The sequence below is a fragment of the Defluviitalea phaphyphila genome, from assembly GCF_001466305.1.
GTDB classification, from domain to species: domain Bacteria; phylum Bacillota; class Clostridia; order Lachnospirales; family Defluviitaleaceae; genus Defluviitalea_A; species Defluviitalea_A phaphyphila.
Genome location: NZ_JWID01000001.1, coordinates 58,250 through 80,571, shown reverse-complemented (window position 1 = coordinate 80,571; position 22,322 = coordinate 58,250). Strand labels below are relative to the sequence as shown.

Sequence of the window (22,322 nt, the reverse complement as noted above, 5' to 3'; positions counted from 1 at the left end):
CTACTTTCGTCTAGTTTTTCTTTTTAAAGGATTTAAAGTTGAAATATTAAAAGGTTTGATTTTTTGTTTTAAAAGAGAACCTCTAGTAAATGTGTCATGGGAAGAAGGATAATTAGGAGCAATAGGAGATAAAAAAGGAATTCCAAAAGTAGTAACATTAACTAAATAAGTAATGGATACAATTAAAGCAATGGCAATTCCTAAAAAACCCATGGAAATTCCCACAAGTATAAATACAAATCTCATCATTCTAACTGCATAGTTTAAAGAAGAATCAGGAATAGCAAAGGAAGATAAACCTGTAAGAGCAACTATAATTACTAAAATAGGACTAACTATATTTGCATCTACGGCAGCTTGCCCTAATATTAAAGCTCCTACAATGCCTATAGTAGGCCCTATGGTAGTGGGAACTCTTACTCCTGCTTCTCTTATTAATTCAAAGGATATTTCCATTAAAATTACTTCTATAATATTTGGAAAAGGAAGGACTTCTCTAGCAGAAGCTATGGATACAGCTAAATCACTGGGTATCATTTCCGAATGATAACTAGTAATGGCAACATATAAAGCAGGAAGTAAAAGAGCAATAAGAAATGCTATAAGTCTAATTATTCTTATAAAATTTCCGTAAGGCATTCGTTGATATTGGTCTTCAGCAGCATGAAATAATGCCCAAAAAGTAGCAGGAGCAATTAAACAAGACGGAGATCCATCTATAATTAAAATTACATGTCCTTCACTTAAAAAAAATGTAGCTCTATCAGGTCGTTCAGTATATAGTAAAGTGGGTACAAGGGAATAACTCCTATTTTCTATATATTGTTCTAATAGTGAAACATTTAATATAGTATCAAATGGTATATTTTTAATTCTATTTTTTACATCATTGACTACATCAGGGTCTGCAATTCCTTCGATGTACATCACGTAAATGGTGTTTTTATATTTTTCTCCAACTTCTATACTTTCAGATATTAGATTTTCACATTTAAGATATTTTCTTATTAAAGAACGATTAACTTCTGCAGATTCAACGAAGGCTTCCTTTGAATCTTTTATAGTATTTTCTATTACGGGTTTTTCTATGGCACGATGTTCAAATTCTTGTGTAGAAAAACAAATAGCTTCTTTACAATTTTCTAAAAGTAATATGGTATTTCCTTGTATGATAGCTTTAGTAATAAGGGGAATATCAGTAATTTTTTTAGCATTTTTATTAGTTATGATATTATTAATGATACTTGATATAATGTCATTTCCTGAAGTCTGTATAGTATTTATTAATGGTTCTATAATATCTTTGGTTAGGGTATTGACACATACACACCCACTTAGATATACTAAAGTTCCTTTAATATTAAGGGCAGAGATATACACTGGGCGAATAATGAAATCATGGTTTTTAGAAGAAAAAAATATATTTTCAAGAGTTTCTAAATCTTTAGATAAATCTCCGGTTAACTTTTCTTTATTAATATTTTGATCATTTTTTTTAAAAGAAGGCGATAGTGAGGAATTTTTTTTAGTGAGTTTACGATAAGATGTGGGCATTTTTCCACCTCTTTTTTATAATTATTTTGGTTGACTTTATGATTATAAAGATATATTATCTCATTAAAGATAATTTTATGTATGAACTATTAAATAATATTATTGAATATTATATTATAGTAACTTAAGTGATATAATGATAAAAATGAAAGGTGATAATCATGAAAGTGGCTATAGTTGGTATTGGCAAATTAGGGTATAAGCTAGCAGAAGCTATGATAAATACAGATATTAATATTACTTTGATAGATAGAAATCCTAAGGTTTTAGAAAGGGTAAATGAGTATTTAGATGTGCTTACTGTTCCAGCTAATGGATTGGAAATTGAAACTTTAAAAGAGTTAAATATAAAATCATATGATTTATTAATAGCTACAACATATAGTGATGAAACAAATGTTATTATTTGTAGTATAGCAAAAAAATTAGGTTGTAAAAAAACTATGGGGAGAATAAGGAATCCAGAATATAGCAAACAAATAGACTTTATAAAGTCAGAAATGGGAATAGACCACATTATAAATCCAGAATTAGCTACTGCTAATGAAATAGCCAGATATTTGCTTAAAAGTTATAATTTTTATTCGGAAGATTTTGCTAAAGGGAAAGTTTCTATTGTAGATATCTGCTTAAAAAATTCTCCAGAGCTTGTTGGAAAGAAAATAGTAGAACTTAATAACATGGAAAATTTACTTATAGCAGCTATTACAAGAAATGATAATATTATTATTCCTTATGGAGATACTAAGCTTCTTGAAAATGATATAATTCATGTAATAGGTAGTTGTGATAATATCAATAAGTTAGCACAAAATTTCAATTTAGATACTGATAATGGTAAAGCTAAAAATGTAATGATTTTAGGTGGAGGGAATATATCATATTATTTAGCTAAAAAATTAAAACTATCTAACGTGAAAGTTAGTATAATTGAGCAAGATCAAGAAAGATGTAAGTATTTATCCGAAAAATTAGATGGAGTATTAGTTATAAAGGGAGATGGAACTGATATTAATCTTTTAGAAGAAGAAGGATTAGAATCAATAGATGCTTTTATTTCTGCAACAGGGTATGATGAGCAAAATCTACTTATGACATTAATGGCTAAACAAGCTGGAGTAAAAAAGACAATAGCAAAAATAAGTAGACCAAATTATGTAAAGATAATTGATAATTTGGGTATAGATGTTGCCTTTAATCCTACTAATATTGCCTCTAGTAATATTCTTAAATTTATTAGAGGGGGAAAAGTTGTTTCAGTTTCTCTTTTATTAGGGGAACAGGCCGAAGTTACTGAAGTAATAGCAATTAAAGATTCTCGTATTGTAGGAAAACCTATATCCGAATTAGGATTACCTAAGGGCATTATTATAGGAGCAGTGGTACAAAAAGGGAAGGTTACTATTCCTAATGGGAATACTATTATAGAGCCTAATGATAGGTTAATTATTTTCTGTTTATCATCGGATGTTAAATCTTTAGAAAAATTTATAAAACCAGTGAAAGGCAGATTTTTCAAATGAATTACGGAATAATAAGAAAGATACTAGGCATTATGCTTATTTTTGAAGCTATATTTATGATCCCATCTTTTTTGATATCAATGTATTATAATCAAGAAGATAAATATGCTTTTTTAATTTGTATAACATTAAATTTAATAATTGGATATATTATGTATAAGTTAAATGTTAAGAAAAATGTAATAAAAATTAAAGAAGGATTAGCTATAGCTACTTTTGGTTGGATTTTAATTTCTATATTTGGAGCATTACCCTTTGTATTATCGAAAAGTATTCCTTCTTTTATAGATGCTATTTTTGAGACGGTTTCTGGATTTATTACAACAGGAGCTACCATAATCAATGATGTTGAAAAACTTCCAAAAGGAATTTTATTTTGGCGTTCTTTTACCCATTGGATAGGAGGCATGGGGATATTAGTTTTTACAGTTGCACTTTTACCTATGGTTGGAGTAGGAGGCTTTCAAATTTTTAAAGCAGAAAGCCCAGGGCCTACTGCTGATAGGTTTGTTCCAAGAATAAAAGATACAGCAAAACTTTTATATATAACTTATTTATCTCTTACTATAATTCAAATAGTGCTTTTACTTATAGGAGGAATGAATTTATTTGAGGCTATTATTCATACCTTTGGAACTGTGGGAACAGGAGGATTTTCTACAAGAAACCAAAGTATAGGAGCTTATAACAGTGTATATATTCATATAGTAATTTCTATTTTTATGATATTATCAGGTATAAATTTTTCTTTATATTATTCAGTATTTAAAGGAAAGTGGAAAGAGGTATTAAAAAATGAAGAATTAAGGTTATATTTAGGGATTATTTTTGTATCAGTTATATTAATATCTTTGGGATTAAAAATGAATACTCAAAAGAGTATAGGAGTCTCTTTAAGAGATGCTCTATTTCAAGTTAGTTCGATTATTACTACTACAGGATATGCTACAGATGATTTTGATTTATGGCCATCTTTTTGTAAGTCAATTTTATTTATGCTTATGTTTGTCGGTGGATGCGCAGGTTCTACAGCAGGAGGAATAAAAGGTATTAGAATTTTAGTGTTATTAAAGATTATAAAAAGGGATATTCAAAAGATATTTCATCCTAGAGCAATGATACCAATAAAAAATGGAGAAAAAATAATTAAAGAAGAAACGATATCAGCAATTACAAGTTTTTTTATATTGTATTTTTTAATTTTTGTTATATCTACTATAATAATTTCTCTAGAAGGGATAAATTTAGAAAGTGCGGCTAGTGCTGTAGCGGCTACTCTTGGGAATATTGGACCTGGTTTTGGAATGGTAGGACCTACTAGAACTTTTGTATTTTTTAATCCTTTCAGTAAGATATTGTTATCGTTGCTTATGTTGCTGGGAAGATTAGAATTATTTACAATTATAGCGTTAATTTCTCCTAAAGGTTGGAGAAATGAGATATAAAGTCCATAAATAATGGGCTTTTTTATTTATAAAATAATAGTGTAAAAAATCTCAGTAAAAAGATATAAAAAATAAATTTATATTTTAATATTAAAAGAAATACATTATAATAGTATTGAAAATTTATACAAGGAGGAAGGTTATGGTTAAAGAAAGAGAAAATTTTTCATCACGGCTAGGATTTATACTAATTTCAGTGGGATGTGCCATTGGATTAGGAAATGTATGGAGGTTTCCATATATTACAGGAGTCTATGGAGGAGGACTTTTTGTACTAATATATATAATTTTTCTTTTAATATTAGGATTGCCGATTATGGTTATGGAATTTTCTGTTGGACGTGCTAGTAAGCAAAGTGTTGCTACTTCTTTTGATGTATTAGAACCTAAAGGTAGTAAATGGCATATTTTCAAATGGTTTGCTATGGCAGGGAATTATCTACTTATGATGTTTTATACTACTGTATCAGGTTGGATGTTAGCTTATTTATTTTTTATGATAAGAGGAGATTTTGTTAATATTACTCCAGAAGAAGTAGGAGAAGTTTTTGGTTCACTTATTTCAAATCCCGGAGCTAATGTATTTTGGATGATTATTGTTTCTATTTTAGGCTTTGGAGTATGTTCTTTAGGACTCCAAAATGGAGTAGAAAAAATAACAAAGGTTATGATGTCTGCATTATTTTTAATAATGATTGCTTTAGTAATTCGTTCAGTTACTTTACCTAATGCAGGAGAAGGACTTAAATTTTACTTATTGCCAAATCTTAAAGGATTAGAAGAAAATGGTATATGGTCCACCATTTATGCAGCTATGGGTCAAGCATTTTTTACTCTAAGTATTGGTATGGGAAGTATGGCTATATTTGGGAGTTATGTTTCTAAGGAAAGAAGTTTATTAGGAGAAGGACTAAATATCACAATTTTAGATACTTTTGTAGCTGTGATGGCTGGTCTTATTATATTCCCGGCATGTTTTGCATTTGAAGTAAATCCAGATAGTGGACCAGGGCTTGTTTTTGTTACTTTACCTAATATCTTTAATCATATGCCCATGGGTCGTTTTTGGGGTATAGCATTTTTTGTATTTATGGTTTTTGCTTCTTTGTCTACAGTTATTGCTGTATTTGAAAATATAGTTTCTTTTGGGATTGATCTTATAGGTTTATCAAGGAAAAAGGCAGTACTTATTAATTTTATTGCTATTGTTATTTTATCTTTACCAGCCGCTTTAGGTTTTAATATGTGGAGTTTTATTACTCCTTTTGGAGAAGGCAGTACTATTTTAGATTTAGAAGATTTTATAGTTAGTAATAATATATTACCTTTAGGATCTTTAGTATATGTACTTTTTTGTGTTACCCGTTATGGCTGGGGATGGGATAACTTTATTAAAGAAGCCAATACAGGAGTAGGACTAAAATTTCCTCAAGGATTAAGATTTTATCTTACATTTATTTTACCAATTATTGTTTTGATTATTTTTGTTTTCGGATATATAGAAAAATTTGCTTAAAATATTGTTTTGGAGATAGGCTATGTGCCTATCTTTTTTTTGTTAAATCTTAAGAAAAATTTAAGAATTTTATTAAGAGATATTTTAGAATTGATTTTTATAATAAGTTTATCAATAATAAGAGAGGTGATAAATTATGTTATAATAGTTTTTTTAATATTAAAGGAAGGTGTATTATGAAAAATATAGTTTTAATTGTAGATGATGAAAAGGAAATAAGAGATGCTATTGAAATTTATTTAAAAAATGAAGGCATAGATGTACTTAAAGCTAAAGATGGGATAGAGGCAATAGAAATTTTAAAACACAATGAAGTACATTTAATTATTATGGATATTATGATGCCTAAACAAGATGGAATTAGTACAACTTTTAAAATCCGTAAAGATAAAAATATACCAATTATTATGTTATCAGCTAAAAGTGAGGATACAGATAAAATATTAGGACTTCAAATAGGTGCTGATGATTATGTAACTAAGCCTTTTAATCCTGTAGAGTTAGTGGCAAGAGTAAAATCACAACTTAGAAGATATATGAAGTTAGGAGTATATGAAGGGCTTAAAAAAGTAATTGACATAAATGGACTTATATTAAATCAAGAAACAAAAGAAGTAATAGTAAATGGAGAAAATGTTAGGTTAACTCCAACGGAATATAAAATCTTAGAACTTTTAATGGTAAATGCTCCAAGAGTTTTCTCCATTGATGAAATTTATGAAAAAGTATGGAATGAACCAAGTTTTAATCCAGCAAATACGGTAGCAGTTCATATTAGAAAAATTCGTGAAAAAATAGAGATTAATCCTAAAGATCCAAAGTATTTAAAGGTGGTGTGGGGTATTGGATATAAAATTGAAAAATAAATCAAGTAAAATAATTTTAGGAATAATATTTCTTTTATTATTTTCCTATGGTCTTGGAACTTTAAGAGATAGTTTAGGACAATTTCATTTTAGATTAAAAGGAAGTTATTTTAAAACAGAAGAATTTGCAGAGGATATAGAGGATTTTATTGATTTATTTGAATATATTTATTTAGATTATGGAGATATAGATAAAGTTAAAGAAAATATGGAAGTAGATTATAATGATATAGAAAATTTAAAAGAACAATATGAAACTACAATGAATGAAGAGATATCTTCTGTTAAATTAGAATATGAAAATAGAATAGTAGAAGCTACTAATAATAATGCTGTAGCTTATGTTGAAGAATTATTAAGGGAAAGAGATAAAAAAATAGAAGAAATAAAAAAGCAATATACAAAAACAAAAGAAGAATTAGTAGAAGAAATAAAAAATAAAAAAATAGATGAATTACAAAATGAGATACAAAATGTTAAATCTAGATTTTTATATAAACAGGATTATATAAAGTATTATATAGTAGAATCGAATGGGAAAAAATATTCTAATCTTTCAGATGACATTCAAGATATCAATATTTTAAAAGAGTCAAGCCTTTACATACAAGAGTTTCCTTATCATACGAAGCTTAAAGATAATATGACATCAGTCAATAGGTTTTTTATTACTAGAAATTTGCAAGGATTTATAGCTATTCCTAAGGATAAACATAGTTTAATCGTGGAAAATTTTTATGATTACAAAGAAGAGGCTACTATGTTTTTAATATATTTTTTAATTTCAATTTTCACCTTTATAACTGCTGTTATAATAGGTATAAAATATAGAAAAGATATTTTAAAGACAGTTGATCCCTTAAAAAAATATTATGATAGATTACCTATAGATATCCGTCTGTTTAGCGTGTTACTAATGTTGTTTTTAAGTAGCCAAATAGGAATTACCTTTTTTGATATTAATATTAAATATTTAAGCATAAAAATTCAAAAGTTAATGGTATATACTATATTATTAGGAATTTTAATTGTTCAAATATATTTTTTAATACCAGTATTTAAATCTTTAGATGAGTTTAAATTACAATGGAAAGATAGTATTTTTTGTAGGATAAAAAAATCTTTAGAAAAAAGTTTTATATTTAAAAGTGCAGTATTTAAGATACTATTTATTATGGGGAGTATATTTGTATTAGGAGTAGGAGCAGTTGTTATTCTTTTTGGAATAGAGTTAATTGTATTATATATTCCCATTGCATTAATATTAGGAGGAGGAATTCTTTATTATGTTTTTAGTAAATTAGGGTATTTTAATCAAATTTTAAAATTTAGTGAAGACATTCTATTGGGAAATAATAATGCAAATATTAATCTAAAGGGGAGAGGATTATTAAGCAATTTAGCAGAAAATATAAATAAGCTAAAAGCAGGTATGGATAAATCGAGAATGTCTGAAATAAAAAGTGAAAGATTAAAAACAGAACTTATATCTAATGTAAGTCATGACCTTAGAACTCCTTTAACTTCTATTATAAATTATACGGAATTTCTTAAAGATGAAAATATTACAGAAGATAAGAAAAAAGAATATATAGAGATTATAGAAAAGAAGTCTAAAAGATTAAAGGTATTAATTGATGATTTATTTGAAGTATCTAAGATGGCAACAGGGAATATAGAATTAAAAAAAGAAAAAGCAGATATAGTTTTATTAATTAATCAAGCTTTAGCAGAATATGATGAAAAAATAAAAGAATCACTCCTTGATTTTAAAGTATCATCTAGTAGTTCTCATATATATGCAGTAGTTGATGGTAGAAAAATGTGGAGGGTATTTGAAAATATAATTAATAATATTTTAAAATATTCCATGGATAATACAAGGGTGTATATTAATATTGAACAAAAAAATAATGAGGTAGTAATTAGCTTTAAAAATATTTCTAAATATGAATTAGGAGAAAATGTAGAAGAATTTTTAGAAAGGTTTAAAAGAGGAGATAAGTCAAGAAATACGGAAGGCTCTGGGCTTGGATTAGCTATAGCTAAATCTATAGTAGACAATCATGGTGGAAACTTAGATATTAAAATTGATGGAGATTTATTTAAAACTATTATAGTAGTTCCTCGTGGATTATAATTATATAAGAAAAAAGATTGTATTTTATTAAAAATACAATCTTTTTTCTTATTTTATAACTATTCATAAAGCATGAAAAAGCTTATCATCTACTTTAATAATCTTATATTCGTTAAATATTAATAATTAAAAAACATATTAGATTTCATTAATTGTTTTCTTATAAGAGGACCAATAAAGGTAGCAATCACAATTTTAATTAAGTCTCCAGGAATAAAGGGAATAACTCCTACGCCAAGAGCAGAACTAATAGATAAATTAGCTTGATAGGATAGCCAAATAGTTCCAAGGATGTAGCATACAATCGTTCCTAATACCATACCTGTAAAACATAAATACCATTTATCAAAGAAACGGTCAATAAAAAACCCAGAAACTAAAGCCATAAATATAAAACCTATAATATATCCTCCAGTTGGACCTAAAAGTTTAGCGGGACCTCCAGTAAATTGAGAAAATACAGGTACACCTATAAAGCCAATCAATATATATAGTATACAGCTTAGAACACTTTTCTTCATTCCAAGTATGTAAACAGCAAAATAAATAGCTAGATTAGTAAAGGAAATAGGAACTAATCCAATAGGAATAGATAATGGAGCAAGAATGCAAATAACTGCTGTCACAACTCCTATATAGACCATTTGATATAAATGAGATTTATTTTCCATAGTTTTACCCCTTTCTGATGTTAATCTATTATTAAAATTTTATAAAATATATTTGAAGTATATATAAAAAAAACGATATTGTCAACATATATTTAAATATAAGTTAACAATATATTTTGAGTTGTTTATAAAATATAAGCTTAAGAAATATTACCATTTGTAATTTTATTGACATTCATACTTATTTTATTTTTTTTCGTATATAATAATAAAAATACTATACAAGAAAAGGAGAAAAAATTATGAATAAACATGTTGGGAATATAATATTATATTTATTTTTAGGTATTGTAGCTGTATTTTACGGAATTCCTATTATTATAAAATTAGTCACTGCTATGTTTGGTTTGGTTTTTGGAGTTATTGGATTAGGATTTGGAATAATTGGGCTAATATTTGGACTAATTTTTATAGTAGTACCATTAATTATAATTGGATGGATAATTTATGTTTTATTATTTAAAAAAAATAATAAATTAAATTAAAAAGCTTTAGATTTGTCATCTTGACAACATAAAGATATATGTTAAAATCTCGTTTTTGACACTTGTAGAACATTAAAAGCTTGTAAACCCTTATGAAAAGAGCCTTACAAGCTTTTTTAATATTTTATTTTTTTGCGTACTTTTTTGCTTTTTTAGTATTTCTCAACGTTTTTTATTAATTTTGATAATGTCTTTTGGATCTGATTCTAGAGATGTACATATTTTATTTTTTTTCGTATATAACGATAAAAATGTTATACAAGAAAAGGGGAAAAATTATGAATAAACTAACTAGAAATATAATATTATGTTTAATTGTAGGTATTGTAGTTGTGTTTTATGGAATTTATAGTAGTACGGACTTAGCTACTACGATTTTGTTGTTATTTGTATTTATTGGATTAGGTATTGAAATAGTTGTTACGATATTTTCAACAATCTTTACAGGAGTACTATTGATTTTCATTGGATGGATGACTTATATTTTATTATTTAAAAAAAATAATAAATTAAATTAAAAAGCTTTAGATTTGTAATCTTGACAACATAGAGATATATGTTAAAATGATACGTAAGTAAATATTAAAGGCTATGAAGGTGTGTTAGCTTTTAAGCTAAAAGTAGATAATGAAATCCCTTCAGAGAGAGAATGTCAAAGGCTGAAAGCATTCTCAGGTTCTTTCATTATCGAATTTCCCACTGGAGCTATATTTCTGAAGTTTTAGTAAGAAATATCGGTTAACCTCCGTTAAGGGTTTTGAGAGCCTACTTTTGTAGGAATTAGGGTGGTAACGCGGATTATACTCCGTCCCTTTTTATGGGGACGGAGTTTTTTGATGTGTGAATTTATAATAGAGAAAGGAGTTTTTATTGTGAAAGAAAACTTGCAAGCTATTAGGGAAAAGGCTATGGACCTTTTAAATAATGTAAAGGAATTAAAAAGGTTAGACGAAATTAGAGTTGAGTTTTTAGGTAAAAAAGGAGAATTAACTAAGGTTTTACGTGGAATGAAAAACTTATCTCCTGAAGAACGTCCAGCCATTGGACAATTGGCAAATAATATAAGAGAAGCTATTGAGGAAAAAATAGAGGAAGTTAAAAATGAATTAATGAAAAAAGAACAGGAAGAAAGATTAAAATCAGAAGTAATAGATGTCACTATGCCTGGTAAAAAAAGAAGATTAGGTCATCGCCACCCTATGAATTTGGTCGTAGATGAAATAAAAGAAATTTTTCTTGGAATGGGATATAAAATAGCAGAAGGCCCTGAAATAGAAACAGAATATTATAATTTTGAAGCTCTTAATATTCCTAAAGAACATCCAGCAAGAGATGAGCAAGATACATTCTATATTAATGAAAATTTTATGCTTCGTACAGCAACTTCTCCTATTCAAGTTAGGGTAATGGAAAAGGAAAAACCTCCAATTCGTATAATATGCCCAGGGAAAGTATATCGTTCTGATGAAGTAGATGCTACCCATTCACCAGTTTTTCATCAATTAGAAGGATTAGTAGTAGATAAAAATATTACTTTTGCAGACCTTAAAGGGGCTTTAGAAGTGTTTGCAAAGGAATTATTTGGAGATAAGGTTAAGGTAAGATTTCGCCCTCATTTTTTCCCTTTTACTGAGCCAAGTGCAGAAATGGATATATCCTGTGTAGCTTGTGGGGGTAAGGGATGTAATATTTGTAAAGGTAGTGGTTGGATTGAGATTTTAGGTTGTGGAATGGTACATCCTAAAGTTTTAAAAATGGCAGGAATTGATCCTGATATATATACAGGGTTTGCCTTTGGAATGGGACTTGAAAGATTGGCTATGAGTAAATATGGAGTAAAAGATTTACGTTTATTTGTAGAAAATGATGTTAGATTTTTAGAACAATTTTAAGGAGGAAGAAGCATGAATATACCTATGTCTTGGCTTAAAGATTATGTGCCAATTAGATGTGATATAGAAACTTTTGTAGATAGAATGACTATGTCTGGTTCTAAAGTAGAAACTTATGAAGAATTAGGAAAAGAGATTAATAAAGTTGTAGTAGGGAAAATTTTATCCATAGAAAAACATCCTAATGCAGATAAATTAGTAATTACTAAGGTTGATGTAGGAGAAGAAGTACTTCAAATAGTTACAGGAGCTAATAATATTTCAGAGGGAGATTATGTGCCTGTTGCTCTTAATGGGTCAACTCTTCCTGGAGGAATAAAAATAAAAACTGGAAAACTTCGTGGAATAGAATCTCAAGGTATGATGTGTTCTATTGAAGAATTAGGATTTGATCGTACAGATTATCCAGAAGCACCAGAGCATGGTATATATATTTTTCAACAAGAATACCCATTAGGGAAAGATGTAAAAGAAATTTTTGGACTAAATGATATAGTAGTAGAGTATGAAATAACTTCTAATAGACCTGATTGTTTTAGCGTAGTAGGGATTGCTAGAGAAGTAGCAGCTACTTTTAATGAACCCTTTGGCTATCCTGAAATTTTTGTAGATGAAAAAGGAGGAAATGTTTCTGATTATATTTCAGTAGAAATAGAAAATAAAGAGTTATGTCCAAGATATGCTGCAAGAGTTATTAAAAATGTAAAAATAGAACCTTCTCCTAAATGGATGAGACAACGTCTTTTAGCAGCAGGAATTAGACCAATAAATAATATAGTGGATATTACAAACTATGTTATGCTTGAAATGGGACAGCCAATGCATGCTTTTGATCTTTCAAAATTAGAGAAGAAAAAAATAGTAGTGCGTAATGCAAAGCCTGGAGAAAAGACTATGACATTAGATGGAGAAGAAAGAAATCTAGATGAATCCATGCTTTTAATTACAGATGGAGAAAAACCTTTAGCCATTGCAGGTGTTATGGGTGGAGAAGAAACTAAAGTAACAGAAGAAACCAATACTATTTTATTTGAATCTGCTAATTTTAATGGAGCTAATATAAGGGTTACAGCTAAAAAATTAGGACTTAGAACAGATGCTTCAGTAAAATACTCAAAAGGATTAGATCCTAATATTGTAATAGATGCTTTAAATAGAGCTGCTCAATTAGTAGTAGAATTAGGAGCAGGAGAAGTAGTTAGTGGGATTGTTGATGTATATCCAAATAAAAGAGAACCTAAGACTATATCATATTCCATAGAAAAAATTAATGCTTTATTAGGAACTTCCTTATCAGAAGATGAAATAATAGATTATTTAACTCGTCTAGAATTTAAAGTAAATAAAGAAGCGAAAACAGTTACTATACCAACATTTCGCCCTGATATAGAAGGAAATGCTGATTTAGCAGAAGAAGTGGCAAGATTATATGGATATGATAAGATAGAAACTACTTTAGAAACAGGAACACCAACTGTTGGAAAAAGATCTTATTCTCAAAATATAGAATATATAATAAAAGATACTATAGAAGCTCAAGGTTTTTATGAAATAATGAATTATTCTTTTGAAAGCCCTAAGGTATTTGATAAGTTAAATATTAAAGAAGATAGCGACCTTAGAAAAGTTATTACAATTTCTAATCCTTTAGGAGAAGATTTTAGTATAATGAGAACTCAAACTTTAAATGGTATGCTTACTTCTCTTTCTACTAATTATAACAGAAGAAATGAAGAAGCTTTTCTCTATGAATTAGGAAAAGTTTACATACCAAAAGAATTGCCTTTAAAAGAATTACCTGAGGAAATAAATAAACTTACTATAGGTATGTATGGTAAAGTAGATTTTTATGATTTAAAAGGAGTAGTAGAAGTATTATTTGAAAAGCTAGGAATGGATAGTAAAGTAGAATATGATTTAAAACAAGATTTAACTTGGATGCATCCTGGAAGAACAGCAATTATTTCTATTAATAAAAAGGAAATAGGTTATATAGGGGAAGTTCATCCTGATGTAGCTAAAAATTATGAAATAGACACTAGAGTCTATATAGGAGTTATAGATGTTCCTAGTATAATAGAATATGCTAATTTAGAAAGAGAATACAAACCTCTTCCTAAATATCCAGCAGTAACAAGGGATATAGCTATGCTAGTTGAAGATACAATGCCAGTAAAAGATATCGAAAAAATAATAAAACAAAGAGGAGGAAAAGTTTTAGAATCTTATAAATTATTTGATGTTTATAAAGGAAAGCAAATAGAAGAAGGGTATAAATCAGTGGCTTATTCTATTACTTTTAGAGCTTCTGATAGAACCTTAACAGAAGAAGAAGTAAATAAGACAATGAAAAAAATATTAAATGGTTTAGAAGGATTAGGAGCTAAATTAAGAAGTTAAAAATAGTGCCTATCAAAAAAGGATAGGCACTATTTTATATGCCTATTATAATACAATCATTTGTTGTTAAAAAAGTTTTTATTTTATCGAATTGTTAATATTATTATCTTTTTTATTATATGTTTCACAATCTTCGTATTGCATATAATTTTGAGAAACTAAAAAAGAATTAATTGATCTTAATTTTAAACTATTATTTTGAGGATAACTGTATTTACGAAAAGATGAGTTAGGGAATTTAATCATAATAATTCTCCTTTATATATTTTCGATAATAGTTTATGTAATAAAAAAATATATATGTGAGGAGATAATTGTAATATTATTATTTAGGATAATATAGATTTTCTTGTTTTATATTGTTTAAAATTTCTTCTAAAAATTTTCTTGCTTCATATTTAGCCATGGGTAGATTCATATCTAAATAATTTCCACATTCAATGGCAGAAGCACCAGGAATATTTCCTTCAAAGTTTGATATGAATTCAAACATTTCTTTTATTAAAGGAAGTATATTTTCTGAGGAAAAATCTCCATGGATTACAAGATAAAAACCTGTTCGACAGCCCATAGGACCAAAATAAATTATTTTTTTACCATAAATTTCATGATTTCTTAAAAAAGTTGCTCCTAAATGTTCAATGGTATGAAGTTCTGCAGTATTAATAACAGGTTCTGTATTTGGTTTTTTCATTCTTATATCAAAAGTAGTTATTATTTCATTACCTACAGAATCTTTTCTAGAAACATAGATTCCTCGTAAAAGTTTAATGTGATTTACGGTAAAGCTAGTAATTTTTTTCAAAATCATTCCTCCAATCTTTTTATATTATTTATTATGTATTATATAAAGTAACTTTACAATAAAAAATATGTTTTTTAAAATATAGAATATTATTTGAAAATTATGTTGAAATAAAATTATTTTCCCACTATAATATGTTTATTGTAAAACTATTTTATTATAAATATATAGGTGATAATTATGAAGGAAAATAAAATAAATTATCTAAATGAACAATTTCTAAAATTTATATTTAATTTAACCAAATGGTTGCATAAAAATTATTTTAAAGAATTTAATATTAATGGTAATAAAAATCATTGTATTAGTGACAGACAGTTTACTATATTAGTTTTTGTTCATAGATTAAAAATGTGTACTATATCAGACTTGCAAAAAGAATTAAACGTAAGTAATAGTAGTTTATCTATAGTAGTTTCTAAATTAGTTAAGGGAGGATATTTAAAAAGGTCTTATGATATAGAAGATAAAGATAGAAGAAAAGTTTATTTATCGTTAACTGATAAAGGAAAAGATATACTTATAAAGTTTTATAACAGGCTAAATACAATATTTGATGATTTTTATAATAATTTAAATGAAAATAAAAAACAAGATTTTAAAGAAGGAATAAAAAAATTAAATAATGTTTTTAATGATTAATAAAAAGGCTAGGAGGATTTTATATGAAGTTGAAAAATTTAGTTTTAATAATAATTATATTAGGGTTATCAGTTGTTGGATGTAGTCAAGTAAATGAAGAATCAACTAATCAAGTAGAAGAAGAAAAAGTAACTTATGTTAAGGTAGAAAGTGTTTCAAAAGGAGAGATTTCTAATACTTTAATTTATGGAGGGAAAATTAATCCTAAACAGCAAATATCAGTAACCCCTAAAATAGTAGGTAAAGTAAAGGAAGTAAATTTTGATGTTGGAGATAGTGTAAAAGAAGGAGATATACTGTTTACTTTAGATGAAAGAGATATTCAAAATACTATAAATAATTTAGAAGCACAACTTAAGTCAGCTGAAGCTTCAGTAAATATGAGTAAATTAAATTTAGAAAGTGCTAAAGGAAGTCAGCAAGAACAGCAAAAGAACCAATTAGAAGCTTCTTTAAAAATGGCAGAAATTCAACTTAACGACGCAAAAAAGGCATATGAAGATACGAAAGTTTTATATGATATTGGGTCAGCTTCAAAACAACAATTAGATCAATTAGAAACGGCATATAAAACAGCAATGATTAATTATGAATCAGCAAAAGAAGCATATGATTTATTTATAAATAATCTTTCGGAAGAGAATGTTGAATTAGCTCAAAATCAATTATCTCAAGCATTAGCCACAAAAGAAGCATTAGAAATTCAATTAGCTAATGCTTATGATAGTTTAAATGATACATCGGTTAAAAGTCCAATTGATGGAATAGTAAGCAGCCGTATGATAGACCCAGGAGAAATGGTTAGTGCTGCTATTGCTCCTTTCACTATTGTGCAAATGGATACAGTATTTGTAGACGTAAATGTATCAGAGCAAATTATAAATAAAATAAAGACAGGACAAGATGTAGATATTTATGTAAAATCTGCTTTTGATGAACCTTTTAAAGGTATAATTAAAACGATTAGTCCTGTTGCTAATGAAAATACTTTAACCTATCCTGTTAAAATAGAAATAGATAATAAAGATAGTATTTTAAAACCGGGGATGTTTGCAGAAGTAGAGTTCTCTATTGATACAGTAGATAATACCATAATAGTTCCAAGAGAAGCAGTATTAACTGAAGGAGATATAGATTATGTCTATGTAATTGATGGAGATAAAGCTAAAAAAGTAGAAGTTGAATTAGGTCTTGATAATGGAGAAAAAGTAGAAGTTGTCACAGGATTAAAAGAAGGAGACCAAATAGTAGTAAGAGGACAAAATTATCTTGAAGACGGTGGTAAAGTTGAAATTGTAGAATAATCAAATTAGTATTGTTTAGTGAAAGGAGAATAGTAATGAAGCTTTCAAAAATATCTATAAATCGTCCTGTAACCACTGTCATGGCAATGTTTATTGTTATATTACTTGGAATAGTTTCAATAGGAAGATTATCGGTAGATTTATTACCTCAGTTTACTCTTCCTTATGCATTAGTTATGACTGAGTATAGTGGAGCAGGACCTGAAGAAATAGAAACATTAATAACAAAACCAATAGAAAGTGCAGTTGGTACTGTTAGTAATTTAAAAAATATATCTTCAACATCTTCTAATGGTTCTTCAATGGTTATACTTGAGTTTAATGAAGGTACGGATATGGATGTTGCAATGTTAGATATGAGAGAAAAAATAGATATGATAAAAGATTATTTGCCAGAAGAGGCAGAAGAACCTATTATATTAGAAGCTGACCCTAATATGATGCCTATTATGCAAATAGGAATTAGTGGAGAAAAAGATTTAGTAGAATTAAAAAATATAGTAGAGGATAAAATAGTTGGAAGAATAGAACGAATAGAAGGAGTGGCATCTGTTAGTGTAAATGGTGGTAAAGAAAAAGAAATAAAAGTAACATTATTTCCAGATAAATTAATAGGTTATAATATAACTCCTTCAATGGTTGCTCAATATATAGCGGCAGAAAATTTAAATCTTCCTTTAGGAGAAGTAAAACAAGGAATTAGTACACTTACCCTTCGTTCTGTAGGAGAATTTCAAAGTATAGAAGAAATAGAAAATATTCCAATTACTACAGCTGGGGGGATAATTTATTTAAGAGATATAGCAGAAGTTGAAGAAACATTTAAAGATATGGATTCTTACGCATATATTAATGGGAATCCAAGTATTAGTTTATCAATTCAAAAACAATCCACTGCTAATACAGTTAAAGTATCAGAAAAAGTAAATGAAGAATTAGAGAAATTAGAAGATGAATTAAATGATATAAATATAACTACAATTTATGATAGTGCAGAGTTTATTAATGCATCTATTGGAAATGTCTCGTTTACTGCAATTATGGGTGGAATTTTAGCAGTAATTATACTTTTTATCTTTCTCCGTAATATAAGAAGTACATTAATAGTTGGAGTATCTATTCCTGTATCTGTTATTGCTACTTTTGCTTTAATGTATTTTAGTGGATTAACTCTTAATATGGTTTCTTTAGGTGGTTTAGCTTTAGGAGTTGGGATGTTAGTAGATAATGCTATTGTTGTTTTAGAAAATATATATAGACATAGAGAAAAAGGAGAAAGTAGAATAGAAGCAGCGGATAAAGGAAGCACAGAAGTTGGTATGGCAGTTATTGCTTCAACTCTTACAACAATTGCTGTATTCTTACCTATTGTGTTTGTAGAAGGATGGGCAGCTACAATATTTAAAGAAATGGCTCTAACAGTGACATTTTCGTTAGTAGCTTCTTTGATTATGGCTTTAACTTTAGTTCCGATGATGGCTTCTAAAATTTTAAAGATTGAAAAAATTGACAATATAAAAAGAAAAAGAATAACAACTAAAATATTTGATGGTTGGACTTCTATATTGAATAAAATAGACAAAGGATATAGGAAAATACTCAACTGGAGTATTCATCATAGAATAAAAACAGCTTTAATTACATTTATTATATTTATTGGTACTTTACTTATTCCTATTTTTGGATTAGTAGGAATGGAATTTTTCCCAGCTTCTGATGAAGGGCAATTTACTATTAATGTAAATTTACCTAAAGGGACAGTTATAGATGAAACTTTTGAAGTAGTAGAAGTTGTTGAAAAAAGATTAGAACAAATAGAAGAAATAAATGAGATATTCGTAAATATAGGTGGTAGTGGCGGAATGATTGGTTCTAGTGTTTCCTCGAATCATGCTAGTTTAACTGTTGATGTAGGATCTGTAAAAGACAGAGAACGTTCAATAGATGAAATTGCAGATGAAGTAAGAACTCTTATATCCAATATTCCAGGTGCTGAATTTTCTATTTCAATAAGTGACTCTATGATGGGAGCAACGGGAGGAAGTCCAATTTCTATAGAAATTTCGGGAGATGATTTAGAACAATTAGAATTGATTTCAAATGATATTGTAGATATTGTAAAAAGTGTGGAAGGAACAAGAGAAGTAACAAGTTCTATTGAAGATGGATTTCCAGAAGCACAAATTGCTATAAATAGAAAAAAGGCTTCAGTATATGGTCTTAATATGGCAACTATCTCTAGTACTTTAAAAACTGCAGTGCAAGGGTCTGTAGCAACAAAGTATAAAGTAGATGGTACAGAAATAGATGTAAGGATTATATATGATCCATCCAAAATAGAATATTTAAAAGATATCAATAGTATAGGAATTCCTTCACCTATGGGAGTAGATATTCCTTTATCAGAAGTAGCTGATATTTCTATTGATAAGAGTCCAGCAAGTATCGCAAGGGAAAATCAAAAAAGAGTAGTAACTGTAAGTGCAGATCTTTTTGGAATAGATGTAAATACTGCTAAAAATATGATAGATGAAAAGTTAAAACAATATAATATGCCAGATGGATATGGATATGAATTTGGCGGAGAAGTAGAACAGATGATGGAATCTTTTTCAAGCCTTGGGTTAGCATTAGTATTGGCCATTATCTTAGTGTATATGGTTTTAGCAGCTCAATTTGAATCCTTTTTACATCCATTTACAATTATGTTTTCAGTGCCATTGGCCTTAACAGGAGCAATTCTAGGATTATTTATAACAGGAAGAACTTTAAGCATGCCTTCCTTTATAGGAATAATAATGCTATCAGGGATAGTTGTTAATAATGCGATCGTATTAATTGATTATATTATTCAACTTAGACGCAGAGGATATAGCAGAGAAGAGGCTATACTAGAAGCAGGGCCTACAAGACTTAGACCGATTCTTATGACTACTCTTACAACTATTTTAGGGATGCTTCCTATGGCTTTAGAGTTAGGAGAAGGAGCTGAAACCATGTCTCCTCTTGCAACAGCAGTTATTGGAGGATTAAGTTTATCAACACTTTTAACTTTAGTTATTATTCCGCTTAATTATACAATATTTGATGATATATCTAGAAAATTAAGAAGAATAAGAAGGAAAAATAAAAATATATCATTGTAAATAATATGGATAAGGCAGCCATTAGGCTGCTTTTTATTATTCATAATTTATTAACAATTTATTAAAAATTTTTTGATAAATTATTAGCAGTTATATTATAGGGAGGGGGATATTTTGATACAAGTTATAAATCTTAGTAAGAAGTATGGGAATTTTAATGCAGTAAATAATATAAATTTTACAGTAGAAAAGGGAGAAATATTAGGATTTTTAGGACCTAATGGAGCTGGAAAATCTACTACTATGAATATTATTACAGGATATATTTCGGCTACAGAAGGAACAGTTAAAGTAGATGGATTTGATATTTTAGAACAACCACAAGAAGTTAAAAAAAGAATAGGATATTTACCAGAAATACCTCCTTTATATGTAGATATGACGGTGGAGGAATATTTACAATTTGTATGTAAAATAAAAAAAGTAAAAGCCTCTGATAGAAAAGAAATGTTAAATAATATTATGAATGCAGTAAAAATTAATGATGTAAAGAGTAGATTAATTAAAAACTTATCTAAAGGATATAAGCAAAGAGTTGGTTTAGCTCAAGCAATGATAGGAGATCCAGAAGTTCTAATCTTAGACGAACCAACAGTAGGATTAGACCCTAAGCAAATTATTGAAATCCGTAATGTAATAAAAGGTTTAGGCAAAAAACATACCATTATTCTAAGTTCCCATATTTTATCTGAAGTAAGTGCCGTTTGCGATAAAGTGTTAATTATTAATAAAGGGGAAGTAGTAGCTATTGATACTCCAGAAAATCTATCTAAAAAACTTAGTCAAAGTAATAGAATACTTTTAAGAGTTAAAGGACCAAAAAAAGAAGTTTTGAATATAATAAAAAATATTGAAGATATAAGTAAGGCTCAGTTTCAAGGAATTAAAGAAGAAGGGACAGTAGATATTTTAGCTGAAGGAAAAGAGGAAAAAGATATTCGTGAAAATATATTTTATGCTTTAAGTAAGAAAAATTATCCTATTTTGATGATGAAATCTATAGATTTAACTTTAGAAGAAATATTCTTGCAAGTAACAAATGGTCAAAAGGAGGATATATTATGATAGCAATTTTTGGAAAAGAATTCCGTTCTTATTTTACTTCAGCAACAGGATATATTTTTATGGGATTTTTTCTTTTAATATCCGGAATCTTTTTTTCAATTATTAATTTATATTCTCAAAGTCCTGTATATAACGATGTCTTATCTAGTATTACATTTATTTTTTTATTTGTTGTTCCTATGATTACTATGCGATTAATTTCAGAAGAAACTAAACAAAAGACAGATCAACTACTTTTGACGACTCCACTTAAAGTATGGGAGATAGTGTATGGGAAATATTTAGCAGCTTTAGGATTATTTTTAATTACTTTGCTTATTACTGTATTATATCCTATTATTTTAAGTTTTTTTGGAAATTTAGCAGTGGGAGAAATAATAGGAGGATATATAGGTTTCTTTTTATTAGGAGCTGCATTTATTTCTGTAGGGATATTTATATCATCATTAACAGATAGTCAAGTAGTGGCAGCAGTAGCAACAGTAGTAGTTTTAATTGTTTTTTGGATTATGGATACAATTGTTCAAGCACTTCCTAAAGATAGAATATCTTCTATTATATTTGCGGGAATACTTGTATTAGCTTTAGCTACGTATATATTTTTTAATATGAGAAATATATATATAAGTATTTGTGTATTAGTTGTAGGAATATTGATAATGGTAGCAATTTATATTTTTAAAGTTAGTTTATATGATGGATTTATGATAAAAATATTTGAGTGGTTTTCTTTGCTTAAACGATATCAAAGTTTTAAAATGGGAATTTTTGATGTTAGTTCTGTGGTATATTTCATTACTTTTTCCTATGGATTCATATTTTTAACTATTCAATCTATAGAAAAAAGACGCTGGAGCTAGGGGGGATA

17 protein-coding genes and 1 other annotated feature are annotated in these 22,322 nt (G+C 27.8%); of the genes, 14 read left to right on the top strand and 3 right to left on the bottom strand.

Annotation, left to right across the window (positions count from 1 at the left end; genetic code table 11):
- Complete coding sequence (locus OM90_RS00340; protein ID WP_058484890.1) at window positions 1–1,554, bottom strand: spore germination protein; 1,554 nt, start codon at window positions 1,552–1,554, stop codon at window positions 1–3.
- A 161-nt stretch (window positions 1,555–1,715) separates the two neighbouring features.
- Between OM90_RS00340 and trkA the strand changes: the two genes are divergently transcribed.
- The 5 genes from trkA (at window position 1,716) to OM90_RS00315 (ending at window position 9,044) form a co-directional block, all read left to right on the top strand.
- Entirely contained in the window at window positions 1,716–3,077 is a 1,362-nt protein-coding gene (gene trkA / locus OM90_RS00335; RefSeq protein WP_064505464.1) for a Trk system potassium transporter TrkA, read from the top strand.
- Window positions 3,074–4,522: a TrkH family potassium uptake protein gene (locus OM90_RS00330; RefSeq protein ID WP_058484889.1), complete on the top strand. Its 1,449-nt coding sequence runs from the start codon at window positions 3,074–3,076 to the stop codon at window positions 4,520–4,522. Before trkA ends, OM90_RS00330 begins: the two co-directional genes overlap by 4 nt.
- A gap of 142 nt (window positions 4,523–4,664) precedes the next feature.
- The gene (locus OM90_RS00325) at window positions 4,665–6,038 is read left to right on the top strand and encodes a sodium-dependent transporter (protein WP_058484888.1); all 1,374 of its coding nucleotides are present in this window, start codon (window positions 4,665–4,667) and stop codon (window positions 6,036–6,038) included.
- Between the two features lie 176 nt (window positions 6,039–6,214).
- Window positions 6,215–6,904: a response regulator transcription factor gene (locus OM90_RS00320; protein ID WP_058484887.1), complete on the top strand. Its 690-nt coding sequence runs from the start codon at window positions 6,215–6,217 to the stop codon at window positions 6,902–6,904.
- The gene (locus OM90_RS00315; RefSeq protein ID WP_058484886.1) at window positions 6,882–9,044 is read left to right on the top strand and encodes a sensor histidine kinase; all 2,163 of its coding nucleotides are present in this window, start codon (window positions 6,882–6,884) and stop codon (window positions 9,042–9,044) included. Before OM90_RS00320 ends, OM90_RS00315 begins: the two co-directional genes overlap by 23 nt.
- Window positions 9,045–9,163: 119 nt before the next feature.
- On the opposite strand, the gene OM90_RS00310 is transcribed toward OM90_RS00315, so the two are convergent.
- Window positions 9,164–9,715 carry a biotin transporter BioY gene (locus OM90_RS00310; protein ID WP_058484885.1) on the bottom strand — a complete coding sequence of 184 codons (552 nt, stop codon included), beginning with the start codon at window positions 9,713–9,715 and terminating at the stop codon, window positions 9,164–9,166.
- A 242-nt stretch (window positions 9,716–9,957) separates the two neighbouring features.
- On the opposite strand from OM90_RS00310, the gene OM90_RS00305 reads away from it, so the two are divergent.
- The 4 genes from OM90_RS00305 (at window position 9,958) to pheT (ending at window position 14,492) form a co-directional block, all read left to right on the top strand.
- Complete coding sequence (locus tag OM90_RS00305) at window positions 9,958–10,200, top strand: hypothetical protein (protein WP_058484884.1); 243 nt, start codon at window positions 9,958–9,960, stop codon at window positions 10,198–10,200.
- Window positions 10,201–10,478: 278 nt separating this feature from the next.
- The gene (locus tag OM90_RS00300) at window positions 10,479–10,718 is read left to right on the top strand and encodes a hypothetical protein (RefSeq protein WP_058484883.1); all 240 of its coding nucleotides are present in this window, start codon (window positions 10,479–10,481) and stop codon (window positions 10,716–10,718) included.
- An 81-nt stretch (window positions 10,719–10,799) separates the two neighbouring features.
- Window positions 10,800–11,016 (top strand) — a binding site (T-box leader).
- Between the two features lie 56 nt (window positions 11,017–11,072).
- Entirely contained in the window at window positions 11,073–12,092 is a 1,020-nt protein-coding gene (gene pheS, locus OM90_RS00295) for a phenylalanine--tRNA ligase subunit alpha (protein WP_058485027.1), read from the top strand.
- 12 nt (window positions 12,093–12,104) lie between these two features.
- Complete coding sequence (gene pheT / locus OM90_RS00290) at window positions 12,105–14,492, top strand: phenylalanine--tRNA ligase subunit beta (RefSeq protein WP_058484882.1); 2,388 nt, start codon at window positions 12,105–12,107, stop codon at window positions 14,490–14,492.
- A gap of 325 nt (window positions 14,493–14,817) precedes the next feature.
- Here the strand turns inward: pheT and OM90_RS00285 are convergent, their stop codons facing one another.
- A complete protein-coding gene (locus tag OM90_RS00285) occupies window positions 14,818–15,297 on the bottom strand; it encodes an S-ribosylhomocysteine lyase (RefSeq protein WP_058484881.1) in 480 nt (159 codons plus the stop codon).
- A gap of 180 nt (window positions 15,298–15,477) precedes the next feature.
- Between OM90_RS00285 and OM90_RS00280 the strand changes: the two genes are divergently transcribed.
- The 5 genes from OM90_RS00280 (at window position 15,478) to OM90_RS00260 (ending at window position 22,314) form a co-directional block, all read left to right on the top strand.
- Window positions 15,478–15,939 carry a MarR family winged helix-turn-helix transcriptional regulator gene (locus OM90_RS00280; RefSeq protein WP_058484880.1) on the top strand — a complete coding sequence of 154 codons (462 nt, stop codon included), beginning with the start codon at window positions 15,478–15,480 and terminating at the stop codon, window positions 15,937–15,939.
- A gap of 23 nt (window positions 15,940–15,962) precedes the next feature.
- Window positions 15,963–17,243: an efflux RND transporter periplasmic adaptor subunit gene (locus tag OM90_RS00275; RefSeq protein WP_058484879.1), complete on the top strand. Its 1,281-nt coding sequence runs from the start codon at window positions 15,963–15,965 to the stop codon at window positions 17,241–17,243.
- 35 nt (window positions 17,244–17,278) lie between these two features.
- Window positions 17,279–20,389, top strand: coding sequence for an efflux RND transporter permease subunit (locus OM90_RS00270; RefSeq protein ID WP_058484878.1), 3,111 nt, complete (start codon window positions 17,279–17,281; stop codon window positions 20,387–20,389).
- 114 nt (window positions 20,390–20,503) lie between these two features.
- Window positions 20,504–21,454, top strand: a complete 951-nt coding sequence (locus tag OM90_RS00265; protein ID WP_058484877.1) for an ABC transporter ATP-binding protein — start codon at window positions 20,504–20,506, stop codon at window positions 21,452–21,454.
- Window positions 21,451–22,314, top strand: a complete 864-nt coding sequence (locus tag OM90_RS00260) for an ABC transporter permease subunit (RefSeq protein ID WP_058484876.1) — start codon at window positions 21,451–21,453, stop codon at window positions 22,312–22,314. The genes OM90_RS00265 and OM90_RS00260 overlap by 4 nt, the downstream gene beginning before the upstream one ends.
- Window positions 22,315–22,322: the final 8 nt, after the last annotated feature.